The following is a 23,212-nucleotide window of genomic DNA, read 5'->3' as shown; positions in this document are numbered from 1 at the left end:
CGAGGGGCGCAGGTAACGTCGGCTCCATGACTGAATCTGGCTTCCGTATCGAGCACGACACCATGGGCGAGGTCAAGGTCCCCGCCGACGCCCTGTGGCGCGCGCAGACGCAGCGGGCCGTCGAGAACTTCCCCATCTCCGGCACGCCCATCGAGTCCGCGCAGATCCGCGCCCTCGCCCAGATCAAGGGCGCCTGCGCCCAGGCCAACGCCGAGCTGGGGATCCTCGAGCAGGACCTCGCCGACGCCATCGTCACCGCGGCCCGCGAGGTGGCCACCGGCGCCCACGACGCGCACTTCCCCATCGACGTCTTCCAGACCGGCTCGGGCACATCGAGCAACATGAACACCAACGAGGTCATCGCGACCCTCGCCACGAAGGCTCTGGGCCGCGAGGTGCACCCCAACGACCACGTCAACGCCTCGCAGTCGAGCAACGACGTCTTCCCCACCTCGATCCACGTGGCCGCCACCGCGTCCACCCTCAACGAGCTAGTGCCCTCGCTCGACCACCTGGCCACGTCGTTGGAGGCGAAGGCCGCCGAGTTCTCCCACGTGGTGAAGTCGGGCCGCACCCACCTCATGGACGCCACGCCCGTGACGCTCGGCCAGGAGTTCGCCGGCTACGCGGCCCAGGTGCGCAAGGGCGTCGCCCGGGTGGAGCGGGCCCTCGCGTCCACCGCGGAGGTCCCGCTCGGCGGCACCGCCGTGGGCACGGGCATCAACACGCCGCCCGGCTTCCCCCAGCGCGTCATCGAGATCCTCGCCGCCGACACGGGGCTGCCCATCACCGAGGCCACCGACCACTTCGAGGCCCAGGGCGCCCGCGACGGCATCGTCGAGCTCTCAGGGGCCCTGCGCACCGTGGCGGTGAGCCTCATCAAGATCTGCAACGACCTGCGCTGGATGGGCTCCGGTCCGCGCACCGGTCTGGGCGAGATCAACCTGCCCGACCTGCAGCCCGGCTCGAGCATCATGCCCGGCAAGGTCAACCCGGTCCTGCCGGAGGCGACCCTGCAGGTGGCCGCGCAGGTGATCGGCAACGACGCGACGATCGTGTACTCAGGCGCCTCGGGCAACTTCGAGCTCAACGTCATGCTCCCCGTCATCGCTCGCAACGTGCTGGAGTCCATCCGGCTCCTCGGCAACGCCTCCCGGGTGCTTGCGGACCGCTGCATCGACGGCATCACCGCCAACGTGGAGCGCTGCCTCGAGCTGGCCGAATCGAGCCCGTCGGTCGTGACGCCCCTCAACCGGCACATCGGGTACGAGAACGCGGCCGCCGTGGCCAAGAAGGCCGTCAAGGAGCGCAAGACCATCCGCGAGGTGGTGCTGGAGGAGGGCTACGTGGAGCGCGGCGACCTCACGGAGGCCCAGCTCGACTCCGCGCTCGACGTCATGAGCATGACCCACCCCTGAGCGAGCCTCACTGACGCTGGGCCAGCTGGTAGCCGTTCTCGTCATAGACGCTCGTCCACGACCCGCCGTGGGCCTCCTCGGCGTACGCCACGGCGTCGGGCGGTGATCCGACGCCGGCGTCCTGGTCGAGCAGGACGAACTCGGGACTCGCCTCTCCCACGCTCCCGATCCAGTAGACTCGGTGGTCGCTCACGAGGTGGGTCATGAGGCCGATGTCGGTCTCCACGCTCGCACCCTCGGGGACGAGCGAGATGACCTCGCGGGCCGCGGCCGCGCGCGGCGGGTCCTTCCACGTGTCGCCGTCGAGCAACGTCGAGAGCGGGGACCCGACGAGGGTGGTTGCCGTGACGACGACAGCAGGCAGGACGGCGAGGCGCAGGAGGGGGCGGCGCCTCATCGCGTCGACGGCAGCCACGAAGACGATGGGCATGAGCAGGAGCGAGTAGTGCCAGTCGGTGCCCCAGTAGTAGGGGTTGTCACCCACGAACCGCCACGCGAAGGTGGGCAGCACGAGCAGGACCCACGGCGAGAGCAGCGCGGCGAGGCCGGTGACCCCCAGCGTCAGCAGCACCGTGTGGGCCTTGCGACCAGGATCGTCGAGCAGGGTCTCGAGGACGCCGCGGTCCCCGCCCACGCTCGAGGCGTAGTCGTAGCCGCCACCGGGGTTGAACGAGGGGATGATCAGGACCAGCACGACGGCGGCGCCCAAGAGCCCCGCCACCGCCAGGCCCACGCCGCGGCGCCGCTCCCCCACGACCCACAGCGCGACGCCGACCATGAGCACCGTGAGCCCCAGGTCCTCCTTGACCAGCAGCAGCGGGAGGGACCAGCCGATGACGGCGCGGTACCGCTGCTCCACGAAGGCCGCCCCGGCGAGCGCGAGCAGCGGAGCACCGAAGGCCACCTCGTGGAAGTCGGCCTTCACCGCCGACTGGAGGCCGAACGAGAGCCCGTAGGCCACGCCGAGCGCCGTGCCGGCCCACCACCCGGTGTGCCGCACGGCCAGGGCGAAGATGACGTAGATCGAGAGTCCGAGCAGCACCGCCTGGGCCACGAGCAGCGTCTCGGCCACCGGCCAGATCCGGTAGAACGGCGCGAGCAGCGCGGTGACCGGCGAGAAGTGGTCGCCCAGGATGTTGAAGCCGGGGCCCTTGATGTCGACGATGGGCCAGCCGAGGCCCGCGTACCCGCGGACCGCCTGCTGGAAGATGGCGTTGTCGTACGAGGCCAGCTCGAAGCGGTCGTACCGGCGGACCGACAGCGTCGCGTAGGCCGCCGAGCACGCCACCGCCCAGAGCAGGACGGGCCAGACGGGACGCCAGGTCAGGAGTCGGTCCTTCACCGCGAGAGGCGCTCGCCGGTCTCGGCGTCGAACACGTGGATGCGGTCGCGCGGCACCACGAGCCGCACCGACTGGCCCGCCTTGAGCAGCTCGGCAGCGGACAGCTCGGCCACGCAGAAGTTCTGGAAAAGGTCGAACTCGATGAGGTCCTCGATCTCCTCCAGCCAGGCCTCCACCTCGGGCTCGATCTCGAAGCCGACGTAGACCAGCTGCGTGCCGCCGCGCCACTCGACGTCGTCGACGCGCGAGGTGAACTCGACCCGGTCGGTCACGGCCTGTCCCTCGGCCGAGGTGGCGTCGAGCCAGTCCTCGGGCCGGACGCCGACCACGACGTCGGTCCGATCACCGACGAGCCGCTCGAGCTCGCCGTCGAGGAGCATCGTGAAGACCGGGGTGACGAGCTGCTGACCCTCGGGCCGGGCCGGCAGCAGGTTCATGGCGGGCGTGCCCAGGAATCCGGCCACGAAGAGGTCGGCCGGGTGGTCGTAGATCTCCTGGGCCGAGCCGACCTGCCGGATCTCGCCGCGGTGCATCACCGCGACGCGCTCGCCGAAGGTGAGGGCCTCGGGGACGTCGGACGTGGTGAAGACGGAGGTGGTCCCGGACTCGCCGAGCCACTGCGTCGTGACGGAGCGGACGTGCGGCCTGACCCGGTCGGGCTGGGCCGAGAACGCCTCGTCGAAGAGCTGGACGTCGGCCCCGCGCACGAGGGCCTTGCCCACGGCGATGCGCTGACGCTGGGCGTCGGTGAGGTCGGAGGGCTTGGAGTCCAGCTGGTTCGTGAGGGCGAGCAAGTCGGCCACGTCGTCGATGCGCTCGGCGAGAGCCAGCTTGTCGACCTTCTTGCGCAGCCGGGCCGCGAAGGCCAGGTTGTCGTGGACGTCGAGGTGCGGGTGGAGGGCGAAGTCCTGGAAGACCAGGCCGATGCTGCGTCCTCGGGCATCGAGCGAGGTGACGACGACGTCGTCGAGCACCACCTCGCCCTGCGTGGGGGCGTCGAGTCCCGCGATGACACGCAGCAGGCCCGACTTGCCCGAGCCGGGCGGACCCACGACGGCAAGGGTGCTCCCGGACGGCACCGTGAGGCTCACGTCGTCGATCACCAGCTCGCCGCGCGGGGTGACACGCGTGAGGTTCCGCAGCTCCAACGAGGTCATCGGTAGGTCCTTCCGAGAAGCGTCAGGGCTCGACGCGGCATGACGAGCGCGATCACGAGCACCGGCAGGAGCCAGAGCAGTCCGGCCGCGGCCACGACGGCGTGGTCGTCGCGGTCGGCCGCGAGCAGGAGCGTGGCCGGCAGCGGACGCGCACCCTCGCTCGCGCTGAGGGCAGCCCCCAGCACGACGTCGTGGCACGCCACGACGACGACGAGCACGCTCGAGAGCAGCAGGCCCGGCCCGAGCGCCGGCACGGCGAACGTGCGGAGCTGCTGGCCCCGGGTGGCGCCGTCGGCGCGCACGGAGTCGAGCAGGTGCCACGGGGCGTTGCGGGCGACGGTGACCACGAACCACGTGGCGAGCGGGACGGTGACCCCGAGCATGGGGAGCAGCAGCGACCAGCGGTGGTCGAACCAGCCCAGGTCGAGCAGCTGGTCGGCCCAGGGGCCCGCGAACGCCACGAGGGGGGCGAGGAGGGCGGCCACCACGAGGCCGTAGACCACCCGACCGCCCCGGAAGGGCCGCCGCACGAGCACGAACCCTGCCGGCACTGCGACGAGCATGGCGATCACGGCCGCCGTCACGCCGACCAGCACCGACGTGGCGGTGGCGCGGCGGTACGTGGCGTCGCTCAGGACGGTGTCGAAGGCCGACCACGAGATGCCCTCGGGCCACAGCCCGCTGGGAGCCTGCGACGACGTGGCGACCGTGAACGTCCAGAGCAGCGGGAGGGCCGTGAAGACCGCCAGCACCTCCAGGCCGAGGACCGCCCACAGCGAGAGGCGCCGGGGCGTGTCGGCCACGAGCACGCCGACGGCCCCGGTGACCATCAGGACGGCGGCCACGCCGACGAGCAGCCAGCGGTCGGGTCCCGTGACGAGCAGGATCGCGACGTTGGCGACGGCGAAGCCGAGGAGGAACGACGCGGCGGCGGCGACGAGCCGCGAGCGGACGGTGGGGATCACACGACCCTCCTCACACGCAGGCCGAGGACGAGGACCGCCGCGACCACGGCCGCGAGCACGAGCAGCAGGACCGACATGGCGGCGCCCAGGCCGGTCTCGAAGGAGGAGAACGTGGTGTCCCACGTGAGCGACGTGACCGAGTCGAACCCGCCCGGACGGGCGGCGGGCGACGCGAGCAGCGGGGCCTCGAAGGAGCGGAGGGCGTCGAGGGCACGATAGGTGACGGCCACCGCCAGGGCGGGTGCGACGGCCGGCAGGACCACGCGCGTGAGGCGTTGGCGGGCGCTCGCACCGTCGACCACCGCCGACTCCAGCAGTCGAGGAGAGACGCGCTGCAGGCCGGCCAGCAGGATGATCGTGGTGATGCCGGTTCCCCGCCACACCTCGCTCGCGAGGACCGAGAGGACGGCCGAGGCGGTGCTCGTGCCGCCGAGGTCGAACCACTGCTGGACGAACCCGGTGGTGAAGGCGTCGCGCCAGACGGTGGCGGTGCTGATGCCCAGCAGTCCGAGCGGCACCAGCACCAGGACGCGGACCACGGGGGCGGCGACCGTGACGCGGCGCAGCGAGGCCGCGAACGCCGAGGCGAGGACGAGTTGCAGCAGGACCGCTGCGACCACGAGGCCGAGGGTGACGGCCACCGCGGCCCACCAGCTCCGGCTGCCGAGGAGTCCCGTGAGGTTGTCCAGGCCGACGAAGGTGTCGTCGGCCGGGGTGGAGAGCGAGGAGCGGTGGAGGGCGAGCCACACGCCGCGACCGAGCGGCCACAGCGTGGTGAGGAGGAGGAGGACGACGGCCGGCACGACCCACGGCCACGACGAGCCGAGGACCCGGCCCAGGCGCCGCCTCATCGGAGTCCACCCCCCACGAGGGTGCGCACGGCCTTCTGGCTCCGGGCGGGCGTGCTGGTGCTGCTCACGTCGTCGACGGGGAGCCACGTGTCGTCGAGAGCGACCCGTACCCGCTGCCAGTAGGGCGTGGACGGCAGCGCCACGCCCGAGGTCACGGCGGCCTCCACCACCGGTCCGAGGGGGTAGCCGGACCGCACCGTGGGCGAGTCGAAGGTGGAGGACTTGGCCGACGCGTGCCCGGCGCTGGTCATGAGCCGGGCGAGGGACTCGTCGGACTGCAGGCACGCGATGGCGTCGTAGGACTGCTTCGTGTGACGTGCGTAGAGCGGGACGCCGAGGCCGACGCCGGTGAGCGGCGCGACGCTCGTGCTGCTGACGGCGGGGTACGAGGTCCAGGACAGGTCGGTGGCCACGTCACGGAGTGCCGGGTCGGAGATGACCGAGCTGGGCGCGAGCAGGAACCCGTTGGGGTCGGCGGCGAACCGGGCGGGGGCGTCCTCCGACGGGCCCTCGCCGAGGCCGACCTCGGCGTAGTACTCCACGACCCCGGCGGCCACGCGTCCTGCGGCCGAGTCGAGGCCGAGGTCGGGCTTGCGCCCCGAGCCGTCGAGCAGCGTCCCGCCCGCGCCGGCCACGAGGGCGTTGACCCACGACGCCAGGCCCTGGCCGTCCGGGTCGTCGATCTGGACCGTGCCCCCGAGCCGCTCCGCACCGGCCAGCAGGTCGTCCCAGACGATGGGCTTGGTGGTGTCGAGACCGGCCCGCTCGGCGGTGTTGCCGCGATACCAGAGCAGGTACGGGTCGTACCACCACGGCGCCACGACGAGGGAGCCGTCGACGCTCGCCGCACCGAGGGCGGCCGGGAAGACGTCTTGGGCGAACGAGGCCTTGAGGTCCTCCGGGACGGGCGCGAGGTACTGGCCCGCGGCGAGCTCGGCGGTGAACGAGGAGTCGACGCTCAGGATGTCGATGCCGTCGTCCTCGGCCGCGAGCCGGCGCACGACGAGGCTGTGCCGGTCGTCGACGTCGGCCGGGAGTCGCACCACCTTGACGGTGTACTCACCGTCGGAGGCGGCCGTGCAGGTCTCGGCGAGCGAGTCGGCATCGACCCGGTCGGGACCCACGTACCAGCGCAGGGTGATGCCCTGGTCGCGCTGCGCCGGTCCCCCGCACGCAGCGAGGAGCACCAGCACGAGCGCGGCCATGACGCGCATCACTCCCCGGCTGCTCACGGCGACACTCTGCCACAGCAGCAGGCCTCGTTCGTGGAGCAGCCGGGAAGCGGTCAGAGACTGACGTCCTCGAGCATCTCCGTGACCAGGGCGGCCACCGGGGAGCGCTCCGAGCGCGTGAGCGTGACGTGTGCGAACAGCGGGTGGCCCTTGAGCTTCTCGACCACCGCGACGACGCCGTCGTGACGTCCCACCCGCAGGTTGTCGCGCTGGGCGACGTCGTGCGTGAGGACGACCTTGGAGTTGGCGCCGATGCGCGACAGCACCGTGAGGAGCACGTTGCGCTCGAGCGACTGGGCCTCGTCGACGATGACGAACGAGTCGTGCAGCGATCGCCCGCGGATGTGGGTGAGCGGCAGGACCTCCAGCATGCCCCGGTCGAGGATCTCCTCCACGACGTGCGGCGAGGCGACGGCCCCCAGGCTGTCGAAGACCGCCTGGGCCCACGGACCCATCTTCTCCTCGGAGCTGCCCGGGAGGTAGCCGAGGTCCTGGCCGCCGACGGCGTAGAGCGGGCGGAAGACCACGACCTTCTTGTGCTGGCGTCGCTCCATGACGGCCTCGAGTCCGGCGCAGATCGCCATGGCCGACTTGCCGGTTCCGGCGCGCCCGCCGAGGGACACGATGCCGATCTCCGGGTCGAGCAGGAGGTCGAGCGCGACGCGCTGCTCCGCGCTACGGCCCTTGATGCCGAAGGCGTCGCGGTCGCCACGGATGAGCTGCACCTGCTTGTCCGCGGTGACCCGGCCCAGGCCGCTGCCCTTGTCCGAGAGCAGGACGAGGCCCGTGTGGCACGGGAGGTCGCGGGCTGCGTCGAGGTCGATCGTGCCCTGGTCGTAGAGGTCGTCGAGGTCGAGGCTGTCGACCTCGAGCTCGGTCATGCCGGTCCAGCCCGACTCGAGGGCGAGCTCGGCGCGGTACTCCTCGGCGGCCAGGCCGACCGACGAGGCCTTGACCCGCATGGGCAGGTCCTTGGAGACGATCGTGACGTCGAGGCCCTCGTCGGCGAGGTTCTTGGCCACGGACAGGATGCGCGTGTCGTTGTCGCCCAGGCGGAACCCGGACGGCAGCGCGTCGGGGCTCGTGTGGTTGAGCTCGACGCGGATCGTGCCGCCCTCGGTGCCGATGGGCAGCGGGCGGTCGAGCATGCCGTGCTGGACCCGGAGGTCGTCGAGGAAGCGCAGCGCGGTGCGGGCGAAGTAGCCCAGCTCGGGGTGGTCGCGCTTGTTCTCGAGCTCGGTGATGACCACCACGGGGATCACCACCTCGTGCTCGTGGAACCGGGTGACGCTCGCCGGGTCCGCCAGCAGGACGCTGGTGTCGAGGACGTAGGTGCGGGCCTGGGGGGCGCTCTCACGTGAAGTCACGGCTGTCTCCTCGATGAGCCCGCGCGCCTCCTGCGCCGGCCCTCAATCGTCGGTGCGAGTGGGGCGGCTGATCTCAGGGGCGAGCGTCAACACCTTCGCAACGTACGTCCGCGAGATGGCGTCCCGGCGGCGACACGCGGGAGCGCGTCTGTAACGGCTGCGTGAACGGTGGACGCCGGGTCAGGCGCCGAAGCGGCGCTCGCGGCTCGCGTAGGAACGCATGGCGCGCAGGAGGTCGACGCGGCGGAAGGCCGGCCACAGGACGTCGGAGAAGTAGAACTCGCTGTGGACGCTCTGCCACAGCAGGAACCCCGAGAGCCGCTGCTCCCCCGACGTGCGGATCACGAGGTCGGGGTCGGGCTGGCCCTTGGTGTAGAGGTGCTCGGCGATGTGGTCGACCTCGAGCGTGTGCGCCACGTCCTCGAGGGAGCGGCCCTTGGCGGCCTCGTCGAGGAGCAGCGACCGCATGGCGTCGGTGAGCTCCTGGCGTCCTCCGTAGCCGACACAGACGTTGACCTGCATCTCGCCGTTCTCCGGCGAGCGACCTGCCCTCTCGACGAGGCGAGAGCGGGAGTCGACCGGCAGGAGGTCGAGGCTGCCCAGCAGGCGGACGCGCCAGCGGCCGTCGGCGGCGAGACGCTCGACGAGACCCTCGACGGCGGCCAGGATGCTGACGAGCTCGGCGTCGGGACGCTGCAGGTTGTCGGTGGAGAGCACCCAGAAGGTCACGGTGCCGACGCCGAGGTCGTGGCACCAGTCGAGGAACTCGTCGACCTTGGCGGCGCCGGCGAGATAGCCCTGCTCCAGGTCCTTGCGCGCGTCCTTGGCCCAGCGTCGGTTGCCGTCGACGATCGCGCCGACGTGACGCGGCAGACGGTCGGTGTCGAGGTTCTTCAGGAGACGACGCTCATATGCGCCGTACGCCAGGTCGCTGAGCCCCATGCCGCTAATCTCATCACATGACCAAGACCGAGCCCGAGGGCGTCCTGCGCGAGGTCAGTGACCGGCTTCCCCGGACCCTCGACGAGATCAAGCCCAAGCTGCGAGGCTGGCTCCACGCCGCCACCGCTCCGCTGGCCTTCGTGTCGTTCCTCGTGATGATGGTCATCGCCGACCGCACCATCGTGCGGGCCGGCGTCGCGGTCTTCATGGTCTCCGCGCTCCTGCTGTTCGGCTGCAGCGCCCTGTACCACACGCGCACGTGGTCCGACGAGGCTCGGATGATCTGGAAGCGCATCGACCACGCCAACATCTTCCTGCTCATCGCAGGCTCCTACACACCGTTCTCGCTGCTCATCCTGGAGCCCGCGCACGCGGCCATCATGCTGGGCCTCGTGTGGGGCGGTGCGCTGCTGGGCGTCGGCTTTCGCATCTTCTGGGTGGGTGCACCGCGCTGGCTGTACGTCCCGCTCTACGTGATGCTCGGCTGGGCCGCGGTCCTCTACTGGGGCGAGTTCTCCGACCAGGCCTCCACGGCCGTCCTCGTCTGCATGGTGGTGGGCGGCGGCCTGTACACCCTGGGCGCGCTGGCCTACGGCTTCAAGCGTCCCAACCCGTGGCCCCGTTGGTACGGCTTCCACGAGGTCTTCCACACGCTCACGATCGCGGCGTTCATCGTGCACTACGTGGGTCTGAGCATGCTGGCCTACGAGGTCAGGTAGCCGGACCGTCCCGGCCTAGCCGCGGATGAGGGCCAGGACCTCGTCGCGGACGCGGGACATGGTGGGCTCGTCGGCGCCCTCGACGTTGAGGCGCAGGAGCGGCTCGGTGTTGGAGGCCCGCACGTTGAACCACCAGTCCGGGGTGGTGACGGTGAGGCCGTCCATGCGGTCCTGCTCGGCGTCGGCGTACTGCTGGGCGATGGCCTCGACGACGCCCTGCTGGTCGGCGACGGTGCTGTTGATCTCGCCCGAGGCGGTGTAGCGCGTGAACTCGGCCATGAGCTCGCTCACCGTGCGGTCGCCCTCGGCCAGGGCGGCAAGGACGTGCAGCGCGGCGAGCATGCCGGAGTCGGCCAGGTAGAACTCGCGGAAGTAGAAGTGGCCGGAGTGCTCGCCACCGAAGACCGCGCCCGTGCGGGCCATCTCGGCCTTGATGAGGGAGTGGCCGACGGGCGTGCGGACCGGGACGCCGCCGTGCTCCGCGATGATCTCGGGGACGGCGCGCGAGCAGATGACGTTGTGCAGGACCGTGGCGCCCGGCTCGACGGCCAGGGCACGCGTGGCGATGAGACCGGTGATGGCCGAGGGCGCCACGACGGCGCCCTTCTCGTCGACGACGAAGCAGCGGTCGGCGTCGCCGTCGAAGGCCAGGCCGATGTCGGCGCCGGTCTCCAGGATCGCGGCCTGGAGGTCGACCAGGGTGGAGTAGTCGAGCGGGTTGGCGTCGTGGTTCGGGAAGGTGCCGTCGAGCTCGAGGTAGAGCGGGACGAGCTCGACGTCGAGCTGGGAGAACACACCCGGCACGGTGTGGCCGGCCATGCCGTTGCCGGCGTCGACGACGACCTTGAGGCGTCGGCCCGAGACGGGCGCGAGGCCGAGCAGGGTGTCGGCGTAGGTCTGGAGGAAGTCGAGCTCCTCGAGGCTCCCCGTGACCTCGGGCAGCTCGGTGCGGTCCAGGAGCGGGCCGGCTGCCTCGGCCATGGCTCCCAGCCCGGTGTCGAGTCCGATGGGGCGCGCGCCCGCGCGGCACATCTTGAGGCCGTTGTCGGGGCCGGGGTTGTGGCTCGCGGTGACCATGATGCCGGGCAGGTCGAGGGCGCCGGAGGCGCAGTAGAGCAGGTCCGTGGACGCGAGGCCGACGCTCACGACGTCGGCGCCGCGCGCCCGGATGCCGTCGATGACGGCGGCCGAGATCTGCGGGGAGGAGACGCGCATGTCGTGGCCCACGACGGCCTTGCCACGGCCGTCGCTGATCCCCGTCTCGTCGGCGAACGCCTCGCCGAGTGCTCTCGCGATCGTGGGGTCGAGCTGCTCGGGGACGGTTCCTCGGGTGTCGTAGGCCTTCACGATGGGCGCGAGACGGGGGTGCATCAGGGGTTTTCTCCCTCGGTGGAGCGGACGAGACGAAGGGGCGGGCCGTCGGGACGGGGCTCGGGCACCCGGCCCGCCTCGCGGACGGCGTCGGCGAGGGCGAGCAGGTCGTCGTGGCTCGGCTCGATGGTGGTGGGGTCCGGCGCGAGGCGCAGGACGGTCCACCCGCGCGGGGCCGAGAGACGCTGGGAGTGGTCGGCGCACAGGTCGTACGTGTGGGGCTCGGCCGAGGTGGCCAGCGGGCCGAGCACGGCCGTGGAGTCGGCGTAGACGTACGTCAACGTCGCGACGGCCTGCTGGGAGCACGCTGAGCGCGTGCATCGACGAACTGCAACCACGCCGCGAGCGTAGCCGCCCGGACCGACGCCGGCCTATAGGCTCACCGCATGACGTCCGGTACACCTGCGCCCTCCGGCGGGTCCTTCCCCGTCGAGGGCGTCATCAGCGGACCCCGACCCGGCCGGATGCGCCGCCGCCGAGGACGCGGACCCCGCGGCCCCTTCGCCCTGCCCGGCCCCTTGTCGCCGCGCTCGGTGCCGGCCCACCGCTCCCCGCGGGACTCGTTCGACCACCTCGTGGCCGCCGTCCTGGAGGCGCTCGAGAAGCACTTCGCCGCCGAGCCCGACGAGGTCGACGTGGTGGTGGAGGACGTACCGCTGCTGCCACCGGAGTGGACCGACGACGTCCCCCTGAGCTCCGTCGCGCGCCCGCCCGCGTCGGCCGAGGCCGGGACGCAGGATTCGGCCCGCATCGTCCTCTACCGGCTGCCGATCGTGGGTCGCAGCGTCGGCCCGCTCGACCTGGAGGACCTCGTGTGGCGCGTCGTCCTCGACCGCCTGGCCGAGGTCTGGCACGTCTCCCCCGACGACCTCGACCCGCGCTGACGGCACGCCGGGGCCGCGGGTCGACGCAGGACCCTGGCTAGGGACCGACGACGCGGACCCGCGGGCCGAGGGCGGTGACGGGCGTGGCAACCAGCGGGACCGACGCGATGCGTGAGCCGCTGGCGTAGGTGGCCGCCCCCACGACGTCGCCGGCGCCGCGCACGAGCACGACGGCGGCGCCCTTCGTGGTCAGCTCGTCGGCCAGGTCGAGGACGTCGGTCCGGCCGGCCTCCACCGTGACGGTGGCCTCGTCGACCTTCTTCATGGCGGCGTCGTAGGACACGAGGCGCACGGTGGCCGAGCGCCGGCCCACGCCGCTGAGGATGAGGTCGGGGACGCCCTTGGTCTCGTCGAGGCCGAGCGGCACGGCCGCTGTGCCGTCGAGCACCGGGGCGGACTCGGCCCGGGCGAAGTCGTCGGTGTCGGGCTCGAGGCGCACCGATGCGGCCACGGGCTCGTCCGACGTGAGCCTCAGCGCCACGGCGCCCGAGCCGACGGTGCGGGGCAGGACGACCTGACGCAGCCGCCCGGCACGGACCTTGAGGTCGGACAGCCCCTCGGGCACGAAGCGCCCCTTGGCGCCGAACGCCGTCACGCTGACCCGGGCCGTGGTGTCGCCCGGGTTGACGAGGACGAGGGTGCGACCCTTCTCCCCTGCGACGACGCCGGGGACCCACTGCGTCCGCGCCGGGTCGACGCTGCCGGTGGAGATCTCCGAGCCCTGGAAGACGGCGGTGGAGGTGTCGAGAGCCGACACGGTGAGTGCCCCGCGCAACCGGACCACGTGGACCGCGAGCTGGCGCTCGCCGGCCGCGAGGTCGGCCAGGCGGACGCGACGGGAGGCCCCGGCCGGGACGACGATGCCGTCGTTGTCGATCGCGTCGACGACCCCCTGGGTGTTCCACAGCTCGACGTCGACGGCGGCCGGGGTGTCGGCGGTGTTGGTGAGGAGCAGGGTGGACTGGTGCTTGGAGCCCGAGCCCAGCCCGGTGAACCAGGCGTCGTCGGCCACCGAGGGACACCCCGCGACGACCAGCCCTCCGCCGTCGTCCTTGGCGAGCCGTCCCGACACGAACCCCACGGCTCCGGTCCCTCGGCCCGACTGGGAGACCACCGTGGAGCCCTCGGGCGTGGTGGCCGAGCGCCAGGTCCGGGGATCTGCCAGTGCGTCGACCGACCTCGCGTCGGGCGCGTCGACCGAGTCCGACGTCACGAGGGGCAACGAGCGGGCGGTGGCCTCGTCGCCGGGAGACAGCTGGCCGGCCGTCGTGGACAGGCCGCCGGGGCATGCGTACGAGCCGCGGTCGAGCCGCACCTCGCGGGCCGGGGTGGACGACGGCTCGGCGGGGCCCACGACCAGGCCCGCCGCTGCGATGGCGGCCGTGACCAGGACCGGGAGCGCCAGCAGCCAGCGCGGGACACGGGTCCCGCGGCCGGCGCGCCCACCGCTCTCGATGCGACTCATGCGTCCACCTCCTCACCGAACGTGGGCTCGACGCGACGGCGCCTGACCGGGGCCGTCAGGACGAGCGCGGCGACCCAGAGGACGGCCAGCACGACGGAGCTGATCCAGCGCCAGCGTGCTGCCTCGGGCTCCTCCTGGCTCGCCGGGACGGCGAGCGTCCAGACCCGTGAGGTCTCGCTGTCGCTGCCGGCCCGCTCGAGGAGCGGCGCGGCGTCCACCCGGCCCTCGAGGTCGGGGTCGACGTCGGGCGCGTAGACGGAGTCGATGCCCACCGACGCCAAGGTCTTGACGTCGTCGGCGTCGGGTCGGGTGAGCAGGCTCTCCACGACGTCCTGCACGTCGCGGGAGCGGCCCCGCGGCAGGTCGAGCGCCTCCTGCCCGAGGTACGGGCCGGCGCCGTGCACCACGCGTGCGCTCACGCCGTCGGCGATCGTCCCCCGCAGGACCAGGACGTCGCCCGGGCGGGCCGTGAGGAAGACCGGCACGACGTCGGGCCGGGCGCGCTGGAGCGGGTCCTCGACCCCACGCCCCAACCACCAGGCAGCGGTGCCGAGCGGGAGGACGAGGGCCAGGACCGTCACGGGGACGAGCAGCCTGCGCGGGGCACCCACGAGCTCGCGGGCCGCGAGGAGCACCGCGGTGCCCAGACCCGCCACCCACACCACGACGGGCACACCGACCCAGGGGACGAGCTGTCCGCCCCCGGGCAGCGTGGAGGTGGTGGTGACGCCGAGGACCGCGAAGGCCAGGCCGACGACGGCGACGAGCCAGGACCGCAGGACAGCGGGGCGCGAGGCCTGAGGCACCAGCGCCAGCACGGCCAGCACCAGCAGCGTGGCCCCGAGCCACTCCGGAGCTGCGCCCGGCCCGCCGGCGCGTCCTAGCAGGACGTCGCGCACCGTGGCTTGTCCCGACAGGGCGTACCCCGCCTCCCACCACCAGCGCCACGGCACGGCGGCGCGCTGCCACGTCCAGGGGCCGAGCAGCAGGAGGGTCACGACGAGGGTGATGCCGACGTCGCGCCACGACACCCGGCGGGCCACCGCCAGGACCAGGAGCCCCACGAGACCGATGGGGAGCACGACGGGCGCGAAGGCGGTGGCGACCGCCCACCAGATGCCGAGCCGCAGGGCCACCTGCCAGCGCGGTCGCTCGGCGAGCTGGAGGGCCGTGTTGACCACGACCGGGAGCACGATGAGGGCCACCACGGTGCCGATGCGCCCCTGGGCCACCGCGCCCGTCGCGACGACGGCCAGGGCGTAGCCCGCGGCCCACACGATGCGGGTGGGGCGGTGCGGCGTGAGGATCCGCCCCAGGCGGTGCGCGGTGAGGCCGGCGAGCGGGACGCTGAAGAGCATCAGGGCCGACACGACCAGGCCCGGACCGAACCAGACGGGCGTGGCGACCACGGCCAGGAGCCCGGCGAACGTGGGGGCGAACCCGGAGGCGCCCAGCCCGACGTCGTGGCTGCGCTCGACCATGAGCTGCCACCAGCCGCCGGCGGTGTCGGGCGACGCCGGGAGCGCTCCACCGAGCAGCGACGCGCCGTCGAGACCGCCGAAGAGTCCGCGGCCCGCCACGAACGAGGCCACCACGAGCAGGAGGACCGTGACGAGCCACGGCCGCCGACGCAGCAGCGACGGGCCGTCCTCGAGGTCGTCGTCGTCGGGGTCCTGGTTGCCGAGCACGGGAGCCGTGGAGCGGCGGCCCACGGTCTCCGAGGTCTCGGGCCGCACGAGCGCGACCCCCACGTCGAGCACGGCGTCGAGGGCGTGCCGGTACGGCAGCCAGAACGGGGCGAGCAGGTGGCGGACCTCGCGGTGGCCCCGCCGGGCCTGCTCGGCCTTGCGGCGGCGGGCCGCCCGGATCCGACGCGGGTGACCGTAGACCGCTCGCACCGCCTGCAGCTCGTCGCCCGCGGACTCCGGGTCCTTGGCCACGAGGAACCCCAGCACGCGCAGCATGGCGCCCAGGAAGAGTCGCACCGACTGCCATCCGGCTCGCGCGCCCGTGGTGTTGGTCAAGATGGTGTGGAGGGCCGCGTGCCTGGCCTCCCACGGCTTGGGGTCGCCGACGGCGTGCGGACGGACCCGCCGGCGGCTCGCCTCGGCGTGGAAGATGATGCCCCGGGGCGCGGTACGGGTGCGGTAGCCCGCCCGGGCCACGCGCCAGCCGAAGTCGATGTCGTCGAAGAAGAGCGGGAGCTCGGGGTCGAACCCGCCGAGCTCCTCCCAGACCTTGCGCCGCACGAGCATGCCGGCGGAGTTCACGGCCAGGACGTCTCGCGCCCAGTCGTGCTGGCCCGCGTCGGGCTCACCCGTCTCGAGCCCGGTCTCCCGGGCGCCGGTGCTGGTGATGGTGAGGCCCACCTCGAGCAGCCGCTTGAGGGAGGGCCACTCGCGCACCTTGGGACCGACCACCGCGATGTCGTCGGCCGTGGTGGCCTCGTCGAGCAGACCGGCCAGGGTCCCGGACTGCACGGCGGCGTCGTCGTGCAGGAGCCAGATCCAGTCGGTGGGAGGCAGCGCCTCCACCCCGAGGCGGACGGCCTCCCCGAAGCCCGTGCCCGACCCGGCGTAGATCATGCGGTCGGCTCCGAAGGAGTCGCGCAGCAGGTCGGCGCCACGGTCGGTGGAGCCGACGTCGACCACGCGCCAGGCGGTGGGCGCGTACTCCATGTCGGCGAGCGAGGCCAGGACCTGGGGCAGCCAGCGGCCGCCCTGGTGGGCCACGAGAACGGCGCCGACGGTGGGTCGCGAGGGCAGCCAGGGGTGCTCTAGCTGCTCCTCCTCGTCCATTCCTGCCACGCTAGCGGAAGGAGCAAGGCGGCGGCTCGGACGGGCCGGGCCGCTCGGGCCTAGGCGCGCTTCTTGAGCTTGCGACGCTCCCGCTCGGAGAGACCGCCCCAGATTCCGAAGCGTTCATCGTGGCCCAGGGCGTACTCCAGGCACTCCGTCCGGACGTCGCACGTGAGGCAGACCCGCTTGGCCTCGCGCGTGGAGCCGCCCTTCTCGGGGAAGAACGCCTCGGGGTCCGTCTGGGCGCACAAGGCACGCTCCTGCCACAGGAGCTCCTCGTCCTGCTCCACGGGCAGATCCAGATCGAATGACATGGCCGTAATTACACGCTGGGTGACTAGCCCACGTCAAGCCGAATGCCAAAGATGTTGCCGATCCTCGGCGTGTCGCGCCGAATTACCCCCGATCACCGACCCCTGGCACGATGGACGCGTGACGACTCTCGCCGACCTGCTCCCGCGCCGGTCCTCCCCCGCCGGGCCGCTCGTGACCTTCTACGACGACGCGACGGGCGAGCGCGTGGAGCTGAGCGGGGTCACCACGGCCAACTGGGTGGCCAAGACGGCCAACTTCCTCGTCGACGAGCTAGACGCCGAGCCGGGGACCCGTGTCCGCATCGGCCTGCCCACCCACTGGCTGCGGCCCGTGTGGCTCCTCTCCGCCTGGGCCGTGGGCGCCGTCGTCACCGACCACGGCGCGCACGTCGGGGTGTCCGGACCGGAGCTCGAGGCCGACGAGCCCGTGCGGCTCGCCGCGTCCCTGCGCCCGCTGGGTGCACGCTTCGCCGAGCCGCCCGCCGGGTTCCTCGACGTCGGCGCCGAGGTCCCGTCGCACGGCGACGTCTTCGTGCCCCTGGACCCACCGCGACCGGACACCGCGGCCCTCGAGCTGGACGGCTCCGCGTGGACGCACGGGCAGTGGCTCGAGGCATGCGAGCCCGATCCCCGCCGACTCGTGGTCGAGGCCGCCGACCTGCAGGACGACGCCCGCCGGCTCGTGAGCGCGCTGCGCGGCGACGGCTCGCTCGTGCTGGTCGTGAACGCGGGTGCCGACACCCTGGATCGTGTCGCGGCCCAGGAGCGGGGCATCCGTCCGTGATGCGTAGACTCTGCGGAGCACGAGAGGACAGGACCCCCGCATGACTCTGGCCGACGAGGCGTCGCGCGCTGGCCTGCACAAGGTCGGTGGCCGCCCACCCTTCGGGAGCTACCTGCGCCAGGTGTGGGAGCGGCGCGAGTTCATCTATGCCCTGGCGCGCTTCCGCGTCGAGGCCGAGAACGGGCGCAATCGGCTGGGCATGGCCTGGGTCATTCTCAAGCCGCTGCTCAACGCGGGCGTCTACGGGCTCATCTTCGGACTCATCCTCAGCACCCACAAGGGCGTCGACGACTTCGTGCCGTTCCTCGTCATCGGCGCGCTCATGATCGAGTACTTCTCGACGTGCCTCACGATGGGCGCCAAGTCCATCACCTCCAACGCCGCCCTCGTGCAGAGCCTGAGCTTCCCGCGCATGGCCCTCCCGCTGGCGCTCGTGACCCAGCGCCTGCTCATGTTCATCCCCACGGTCGGCGTGATGCTCCTCGTGGCCGTGGCCTGGGGCAACCGGCCCACGTGGGAGTGGCTGCTGATCATCCCGGTCACCGTCACCTTCACGATCTTCAACACCGGCGTCACACTCATCACGGCTCGGCTCACCGTGCACTTCCGCGACATGACGCAGCTGCTGCCCTTCATCTCGCGCTTCATCTTCTACAGCACCGGTGTGTTCTTCTCCTTCGAGGAGCGGTTCCGGGACCACCCCACGGCGCTCGAGATCGTGGCGTTCCAGCCGCTCCACGAGTTCCTGACGCTGGGCCGCACGATCTTCCTGGGCGGGCCCCAGTACGAGGTCGAGCCCAAGTTCTTCATCTACAGCACCGTCTGGGCGATCGTCGTCCTGGCCCTCGGTGCACGATTCTTCTGGGCTGCGGAGGAGCGCTATGGACGCACCGACTGAGCGTCGTCCCGTCGTCGTCGCCGACGACGTGCACGTCGAGTACAAGGTCCTGGCCACGGGCAAGAAGCCCGGCGCGGCCGACTCCGGCCGACGGCTCATGCAGCGCACCCGCTCCACCCGCACCGTGCACGCGCTCAAGGGCGTCTCGTTCAAGGCCTACGAGAACGACAGCATCGGCGTGATCGGCTCCAACGGCTCCGGCAAGTCCACGCTCATGCGGGCCATCGTGGGCCTCACGCCCGCCTCGCGCGGGAGCATCTACGCGGCCTCGCGACCCAGCATGCTCGGCGTGGGCGCAGCCCTCATCAAGGACCTCTCCGGGGAGCGCAACGTCATCCTCGGCGGTCTGGCCCTCGGCCTCTCCATGGAGGAGATCCAGGCCAAGTACGACGAGATCGTCGACTTCTCCGGCATCCGCGACTTCATCGAGATGCCCATGCGCACGTACTCCTCGGGCATGACCGCGCGCCTCAAGTTCGCCATCGCCACGGCCAAGGACCACGAGATCCTCATCGTCGACGAGGCGCTCGCCGTGGGCGACAAGGGCTTCCGCGACCGCAGCGAGGCGCGCATCCGCGACATCCGCGACAACGCCGGCACCATCTTCCTCGTGAGCCACTCGATGCGCTCCATCCAGGACACGTGCAACCGCGTCATCTGGATCAACAAGGGCACGCTCATGATGGACGGGACGCCCGACGAGGTCCTTCCCGAGTACGCCAAGAGCACCTGAGCCCGGCGGCCTCCCCCGAGACGAGGGTGCCGCTCCCGAACGGGATCGTGGGCGCGCCCGGCGCGTGCCCGAAGCCCAGCTCCCCGACCATCGGGACGCCGAGCGGACCCAGCACCTCCAGCACGAGGTCGTGCACCTCCTCGACGGGGTCGCAGTCCTTTCAGCTCCCCAGCGCCACGCCTGCCACGCCCTCGAACCACCCGGCCCGCAGCAGCGCGTTGAGGTAGGCGTCGAGCCGGTACGTCCGCTCCCCCACGTCCTCGAGCAGGGCGATGCATCCGACGTGGTCGGGCACGGGTCCGGCGCCCAGGGTCATGGCCAGGAGCGCGACGGTCCCGCCCACGAGCGGGCCGGTCACCGGCGCACCGGTCTGGAGCACGACCGTGTCCGGTCCCCGCACGAGGACGGGCTCGTGCGGGGCGAACAGCGCCGAGCGCAGGCTCGTGACGGCGGCGGGGTGGTCCAGCAGCGGCGCGCTGGCCAGCATGGGCGAGAACCACGAGACGTCCGGGACGCCCAGCACCTCGCGGAGCCAGTCGTGCAGGGCCGTGACGTCCGAGCTCCCGAGGACGGGCTTGGGCTCGGCCGCGGCCATGCGCGCGACGTCGAGCCGGTCGAGCAGGCGGATCGTGCCGTACCCGCCCCGCAGGCAGAAGATCGCCCGGACCGACGGGTCGCACCAGGCGTCCTCGAGGTCGCGGGCCCGCTGCTCGTCGCCGCCGGCGAGGTACGGCGCGCGCGGGTGCCGGGCCGTGGCGCTGGGGCACGTCACCGGCACCAGGCCCCACGAGACGAGCAGGTCCTGCGCGCGCTCCAGGTTGGCGGCGACGATCGGTCCGGCCGTGGCCAGCAGGGCCACCCGGTCACCTGCCACGAGCGGGGCGGGGCTCATGGCGGGGTCAGCAGGCGCTGGTGAGGTCGCTGGCGTTGTTGGCCGATGCCTGCGAGTCGTCGTCCGACGGCGTGGCCGACGGGCTGGGCGAGGCCGAGGGGCTCGACGACGGCGACTCGGACGCATCGGGCGAGGCCTTCTTCTCGGCCACCCTGGCGTCGATCCGCTCCGACTTCTCGATCCCCTCGGCGATGAGCCGGTGGATGGCCGGGAAGTCGGGGTTCACGGTGTCGACGGCGGGAGGCACGAGCGAGACGGTGGAGATGTTCTGGCCCCGCGCCTTGAGGGCGAGGTCGGCGAACGGCCCGAACTCCTTGCCCGGGATGCTCGTGGAGATGAGCTCCTTGCTGGAGTTGCCCAGCTCGATGGCGTTGGCCAGGACCTTCTGCGGGCTGAGCTGGCCGAGCATGGCCGACATGAGGCACTTCTGCCGGCCCATGCGGGTGTAGTCGTCGGACTGCACGCGGCTGCGGGCGTACCAGAGGGCCTGCTGGCCGTCGAGCTTCTGCCGGCCGGGCTCGATGTACTTCTGCTTGTAGGCGTCGTCGTGGCCGAACATCGCGATCTGCGTCTTGACGTCCATCTCGACACCGCCGACGGCGTCGACGAGCTTGCGGAAGCCCTTGAGGTTGATCATGACCCAGTAGTTGATCTTGAGGTCGGTGGCGCCCTGGACGGCGTCGATCGTGGCCTCGAGGCCGGGGTCCTTGGCGTTCGGGTACAGGTCCTTGCGGTTCTGGGCCGTGGTGTGCACCGCGTTGATGAGGCACTCCGAGCCGCAGTTGTAGCCGTTGGGATAGGCCTGCAGCATGGGCGAGCCCTTGGAGAACGGCACGTTCTGCAGGTTGCGCGGCAGCGAGACCAGGACGGCTCGGCCCGTGTCGGCGTCGATGCTGACGACCGTGAGAGAGTCGGGCCGGATGCCGGTGCGGTCCTTGCCGGAGTCCGAGCCCATCAGCAGGATGTTGTACCGACCCTTGAGCGGCTGGCTGATCTTCTTGGCGGTGAAGACCTTGGTGACCACCTCGCGCTGCGCCTTCACGATCTGGGAGGCGTAGGCCGTCCCGCCCACCACGGCGACGCTCGTGGCCGTGGCCAGGAGCAGCACGAAGCCCCGGCGCCAGCGCGGCAGCAGCCGGGGACGCGCCAGGCGGATGGCGTCGACGAAGAGGATGAACCAGAGCACCGCGCCGCCGATGAGGACGACGCGCAGCCACAGGAGCACGGCCGGGTCGACGGCCAGGTTGAGGAGCTGGGCACGGCCGTCGCGGTGCGTCCAGAAGACGTAGCCGGCGGCGCCGACCACGCCGAACCACACGAGGGTGGCGAGCCAGCCGAGCACCTTGTGACCCTTGGCCACCTGGGCCGAGCCGGGCAGGAACACCGACATCAGCCCGAGCGTGAGGGCGCGACGGAACCTGAGGCGCGGCGAGTCGAACCTGTCGTCGTAGCCGCGGCCCAGGAGACTCGCGCGATGCGTCATGGTTCCTCGTCAGTCCGGCCGTCGAAGGTCCAGTATGACCGAAGGGTCGCGATGGTGGTGGCCAACCCGACTCATCGCGTCAGCAGGTCGAGGAGAGGTCGGCGGTGTCGTTGGCCTTGACCGGGTCCTTCTCGGCGGTCCCGACCTCGAGCGTGGGGAGCCGTGCCGCCGTGACGCCGACCCGGGGAGCGGCCTTCTTGCCCTCGGCCTTGTCGATGGCCTTGGACACCATGGACCGGACCTTCTTCCAGTCCGGGTTGCCCGTGTAGATGGCCGGCGGGACGAGGGAGACCGTGGAGAGCGGGGCCGACTTCGCCTTGAGCGCCAGGTCGATGAAGGTGGCCAGGTCGGACTGCGGGATGTCGGTGTCGAGGAGCGTCTTGCTCGAGTCGGCGATCTTCTGCACGTTGAGCAGGACCTTCTGGGGACTCAGCTGGTGCAGCATCGCGTTCATGACGCACTTCTGGCGGCCCATGCGGGAGAAGTCGTTGTTGAGCACGCGACTGCGGCCGTACCAGAGGGCCTGGTCGCCCGTGAGCTGCTGCTCGCCGGGCTCGATGTAGCCACGGATGGGCGACCCGATGCCGCCGATGGCGGTGCGCTCGCGGACGTTGAGGGTCACGCCACCCACGGCGTCGATCAGCTCGGAGAAGCCGTGCATGTTGACGAGCCCGTAGTAGTTGAGCTTGAGGCCCGTGGCCTCGGAGACGGCGTCCATCGTGGCCTGGATGCCCGGCGTGCGCTGACCGACGGTCTTGGCGCCGAGCTCCTTGGCGTGGTCGTTGGCCCAGGTGTTCAAGGCGTTGAGGTAGCAGCCGTCGCAGTCGAAGGTGTCGGGGAACGCCTTCTTCATGAAGGAGCCCTCGGGGAAGCGGATGTCCTGCAGGTTGCGCGGCATGCCGATCAGCACGGTGCGGCCGGTCTCGGCGTCGATGCTCGCGACCGTCATGGAGTCCGGGCGCATGCCGCTGCGGTCGGGGCCGGAGTCGGTGCCCATGAGGAGCACGTTGTAGCGGCCGGCCTCGGGCTTGCTCGTGGTCTCGGACGCGAAGACCGCACCGATGAACCCGTTCTGCACGCTCACGAGGTGGGCGGCGAAGAACATGACGCCGGCGGTGACCATGCAGAGCACGCCGTTGAGGCCCGTCATCCACAGCCGGTGCTTGCGCGGCAGCTGGAGGGGTCGGCCGAGTCGCCAGGCGTCGAGGAGCAGCAGGACCCACGTGACGGCGCCCAGGATCAGGAACCAGCGGCCGAGGGTGGAGATGCGCGGGTCCAGGAGGAGCTTGAGCAGGGTCTCGCGCGACGTGAGCGCCAGGAGGAGCAGGACCGAGCCGACGGCGAGGCACGTGAGCCAGACGCGGATGGCGATGCGGCCGATCGTGCGGTGACCGGTGACGAGCTGTGCCGACCCCGGCATGACGAGCGTCATGAGGGTCAGCGTGACGGCCCGGCGGAGCTGGATGCGGTCGGCTGAGGAGCGCGGGTCGCCTGCCAGAGCAGGTCGCGCAGCGGGGCCTTGGACGTCCATCGTGTCCTCACTGGGGAAGGGAATGAGGTCGTCCCGATCCTCACACAGAAGTCTCAAGGCGAGGTC

The 23,212-nt window shown here is 71.8% G+C and carries 21 protein-coding genes; 6 read left to right on the top strand and 15 right to left on the bottom strand.

What is annotated here, in order from left to right; translation table 11 throughout:
- Window positions 1–26: 26 nt before the first annotated feature.
- Entirely contained in the window at window positions 27–1,418 is a 1,392-nt protein-coding gene (locus tag ASD11_RS02510; protein ID WP_056282840.1) for a class II fumarate hydratase, read from the top strand.
- 7 nt (window positions 1,419–1,425) lie between these two features.
- Here the strand turns inward: ASD11_RS02510 and ASD11_RS02505 are convergent, their stop codons facing one another.
- The 7 genes from ASD11_RS02505 to uppS all read right to left on the bottom strand — a co-directional run bounded on the left by ASD11_RS02505 (window position 1,426) and on the right by uppS (window position 9,274).
- Complete coding sequence (locus tag ASD11_RS02505) at window positions 1,426–2,760, bottom strand: DUF2079 domain-containing protein (protein ID WP_056282837.1); 1,335 nt, start codon at window positions 2,758–2,760, stop codon at window positions 1,426–1,428.
- A complete protein-coding gene (locus ASD11_RS02500; protein ID WP_056282836.1) occupies window positions 2,757–3,917 on the bottom strand; it encodes an ABC transporter ATP-binding protein in 1,161 nt (386 codons plus the stop codon). The genes ASD11_RS02505 and ASD11_RS02500 overlap by 4 nt, the downstream gene beginning before the upstream one ends.
- Window positions 3,914–4,882, bottom strand: coding sequence for a carbohydrate ABC transporter permease (locus ASD11_RS02495; RefSeq protein ID WP_056282833.1), 969 nt, complete (start codon window positions 4,880–4,882; stop codon window positions 3,914–3,916). The genes ASD11_RS02500 and ASD11_RS02495 overlap by 4 nt, the downstream gene beginning before the upstream one ends.
- Window positions 4,879–5,733, bottom strand: coding sequence for a carbohydrate ABC transporter permease (locus ASD11_RS17985; protein ID WP_056282831.1), 855 nt, complete (start codon window positions 5,731–5,733; stop codon window positions 4,879–4,881). Before ASD11_RS17985 ends, ASD11_RS02495 begins: the two co-directional genes overlap by 4 nt.
- Complete coding sequence (locus tag ASD11_RS02485) at window positions 5,730–6,965, bottom strand: extracellular solute-binding protein (protein WP_156464550.1); 1,236 nt, start codon at window positions 6,963–6,965, stop codon at window positions 5,730–5,732. The genes ASD11_RS17985 and ASD11_RS02485 overlap by 4 nt, the downstream gene beginning before the upstream one ends.
- 53 nt (window positions 6,966–7,018) lie before the next feature.
- Entirely contained in the window at window positions 7,019–8,332 is a 1,314-nt protein-coding gene (locus tag ASD11_RS02480; protein WP_442854178.1) for a PhoH family protein, read from the bottom strand.
- Between the two features lie 180 nt (window positions 8,333–8,512).
- Window positions 8,513–9,274, bottom strand: a complete 762-nt coding sequence (gene uppS, locus ASD11_RS02475) for a polyprenyl diphosphate synthase (protein WP_056282823.1) — start codon at window positions 9,272–9,274, stop codon at window positions 8,513–8,515.
- Window positions 9,275–9,291: 17 nt separating this feature from the next.
- On the opposite strand from uppS, the gene trhA reads away from it, so the two are divergent.
- On the top strand, window positions 9,292–9,993 hold the full coding sequence (gene trhA / locus ASD11_RS02470; RefSeq protein ID WP_056282820.1) for a PAQR family membrane homeostasis protein TrhA: 702 nt from the start codon (window positions 9,292–9,294) through the stop codon (window positions 9,991–9,993).
- 15 nt (window positions 9,994–10,008) lie between these two features.
- Here the strand turns inward: trhA and ASD11_RS02465 are convergent, their stop codons facing one another.
- The gene (locus ASD11_RS02465) at window positions 10,009–11,364 is read right to left on the bottom strand and encodes a phosphomannomutase/phosphoglucomutase (protein ID WP_056282817.1); all 1,356 of its coding nucleotides are present in this window, start codon (window positions 11,362–11,364) and stop codon (window positions 10,009–10,011) included.
- Window positions 11,364–11,702 (bottom strand): DUF3499 domain-containing protein, encoded by a 339-nt coding sequence (locus ASD11_RS02460; protein ID WP_056282814.1) that lies wholly within the window; start codon window positions 11,700–11,702, stop codon window positions 11,364–11,366. The genes ASD11_RS02465 and ASD11_RS02460 overlap by 1 nt, the downstream gene beginning before the upstream one ends.
- A 48-nt stretch (window positions 11,703–11,750) precedes the next feature.
- Between ASD11_RS02460 and ASD11_RS02455 the strand changes: the two genes are divergently transcribed.
- The gene (locus tag ASD11_RS02455; protein ID WP_156464549.1) at window positions 11,751–12,248 is read left to right on the top strand and encodes a metallopeptidase family protein; all 498 of its coding nucleotides are present in this window, start codon (window positions 11,751–11,753) and stop codon (window positions 12,246–12,248) included.
- A gap of 37 nt (window positions 12,249–12,285) precedes the next feature.
- Here the strand turns inward: ASD11_RS02455 and ASD11_RS02450 are convergent, their stop codons facing one another.
- From ASD11_RS02450 to ASD11_RS02440, 3 genes are read right to left on the bottom strand one after another with little or no spacing between them, the layout of a single operon-like run.
- Entirely contained in the window at window positions 12,286–13,713 is a 1,428-nt protein-coding gene (locus ASD11_RS02450; protein ID WP_056282809.1) for a DUF5719 family protein, read from the bottom strand.
- A complete protein-coding gene (locus ASD11_RS02445; RefSeq protein ID WP_056282806.1) occupies window positions 13,710–16,511 on the bottom strand; it encodes a glycosyltransferase in 2,802 nt (933 codons plus the stop codon). The genes ASD11_RS02450 and ASD11_RS02445 overlap by 4 nt, the downstream gene beginning before the upstream one ends.
- A 59-nt stretch (window positions 16,512–16,570) precedes the next feature.
- Window positions 16,571–16,825: a WhiB family transcriptional regulator gene (locus tag ASD11_RS02440; protein ID WP_056282804.1), complete on the bottom strand. Its 255-nt coding sequence runs from the start codon at window positions 16,823–16,825 to the stop codon at window positions 16,571–16,573.
- A 118-nt stretch (window positions 16,826–16,943) separates the two neighbouring features.
- Between ASD11_RS02440 and ASD11_RS02435 the strand changes: the two genes are divergently transcribed.
- From ASD11_RS02435 to ASD11_RS02425, 3 genes are read left to right on the top strand one after another with little or no spacing between them, the layout of a single operon-like run.
- Complete coding sequence (locus ASD11_RS02435; RefSeq protein WP_056282800.1) at window positions 16,944–17,609, top strand: TIGR03089 family protein; 666 nt, start codon at window positions 16,944–16,946, stop codon at window positions 17,607–17,609.
- A gap of 40 nt (window positions 17,610–17,649) precedes the next feature.
- Window positions 17,650–18,507, top strand: a complete 858-nt coding sequence (locus tag ASD11_RS02430) for an ABC transporter permease (protein ID WP_056282796.1) — start codon at window positions 17,650–17,652, stop codon at window positions 18,505–18,507.
- Window positions 18,491–19,240 (top strand): ABC transporter ATP-binding protein, encoded by a 750-nt coding sequence (locus ASD11_RS02425; protein WP_056282793.1) that lies wholly within the window; start codon window positions 18,491–18,493, stop codon window positions 19,238–19,240. The genes ASD11_RS02430 and ASD11_RS02425 overlap by 17 nt, the downstream gene beginning before the upstream one ends.
- 160 nt (window positions 19,241–19,400) lie before the next feature.
- Here ASD11_RS02425 and ASD11_RS02420 read toward each other — a convergent pair whose 3' ends face one another.
- The 3 genes from ASD11_RS02420 to ASD11_RS02410 form a co-directional block, all read right to left on the bottom strand.
- Window positions 19,401–20,132, bottom strand: a complete 732-nt coding sequence (locus tag ASD11_RS02420) for a S66 peptidase family protein (protein ID WP_056282791.1) — start codon at window positions 20,130–20,132, stop codon at window positions 19,401–19,403.
- A gap of 7 nt (window positions 20,133–20,139) precedes the next feature.
- Entirely contained in the window at window positions 20,140–21,615 is a 1,476-nt protein-coding gene (locus ASD11_RS02415) for an LCP family protein (protein ID WP_056282788.1), read from the bottom strand.
- Window positions 21,616–21,694: 79 nt separating this feature from the next.
- Complete coding sequence (locus tag ASD11_RS02410) at window positions 21,695–23,146, bottom strand: LCP family protein (protein WP_056282786.1); 1,452 nt, start codon at window positions 23,144–23,146, stop codon at window positions 21,695–21,697.
- Between the last annotated feature and the right edge of the window lie 66 nt (window positions 23,147–23,212).

Source organism: Aeromicrobium sp. Root495 (genome assembly GCF_001426755.1).
Taxonomy (GTDB): domain Bacteria; phylum Actinomycetota; class Actinomycetes; order Propionibacteriales; family Nocardioidaceae; genus Aeromicrobium.
This window is presented reverse-complemented; position numbering and strand designations above follow the sequence as displayed.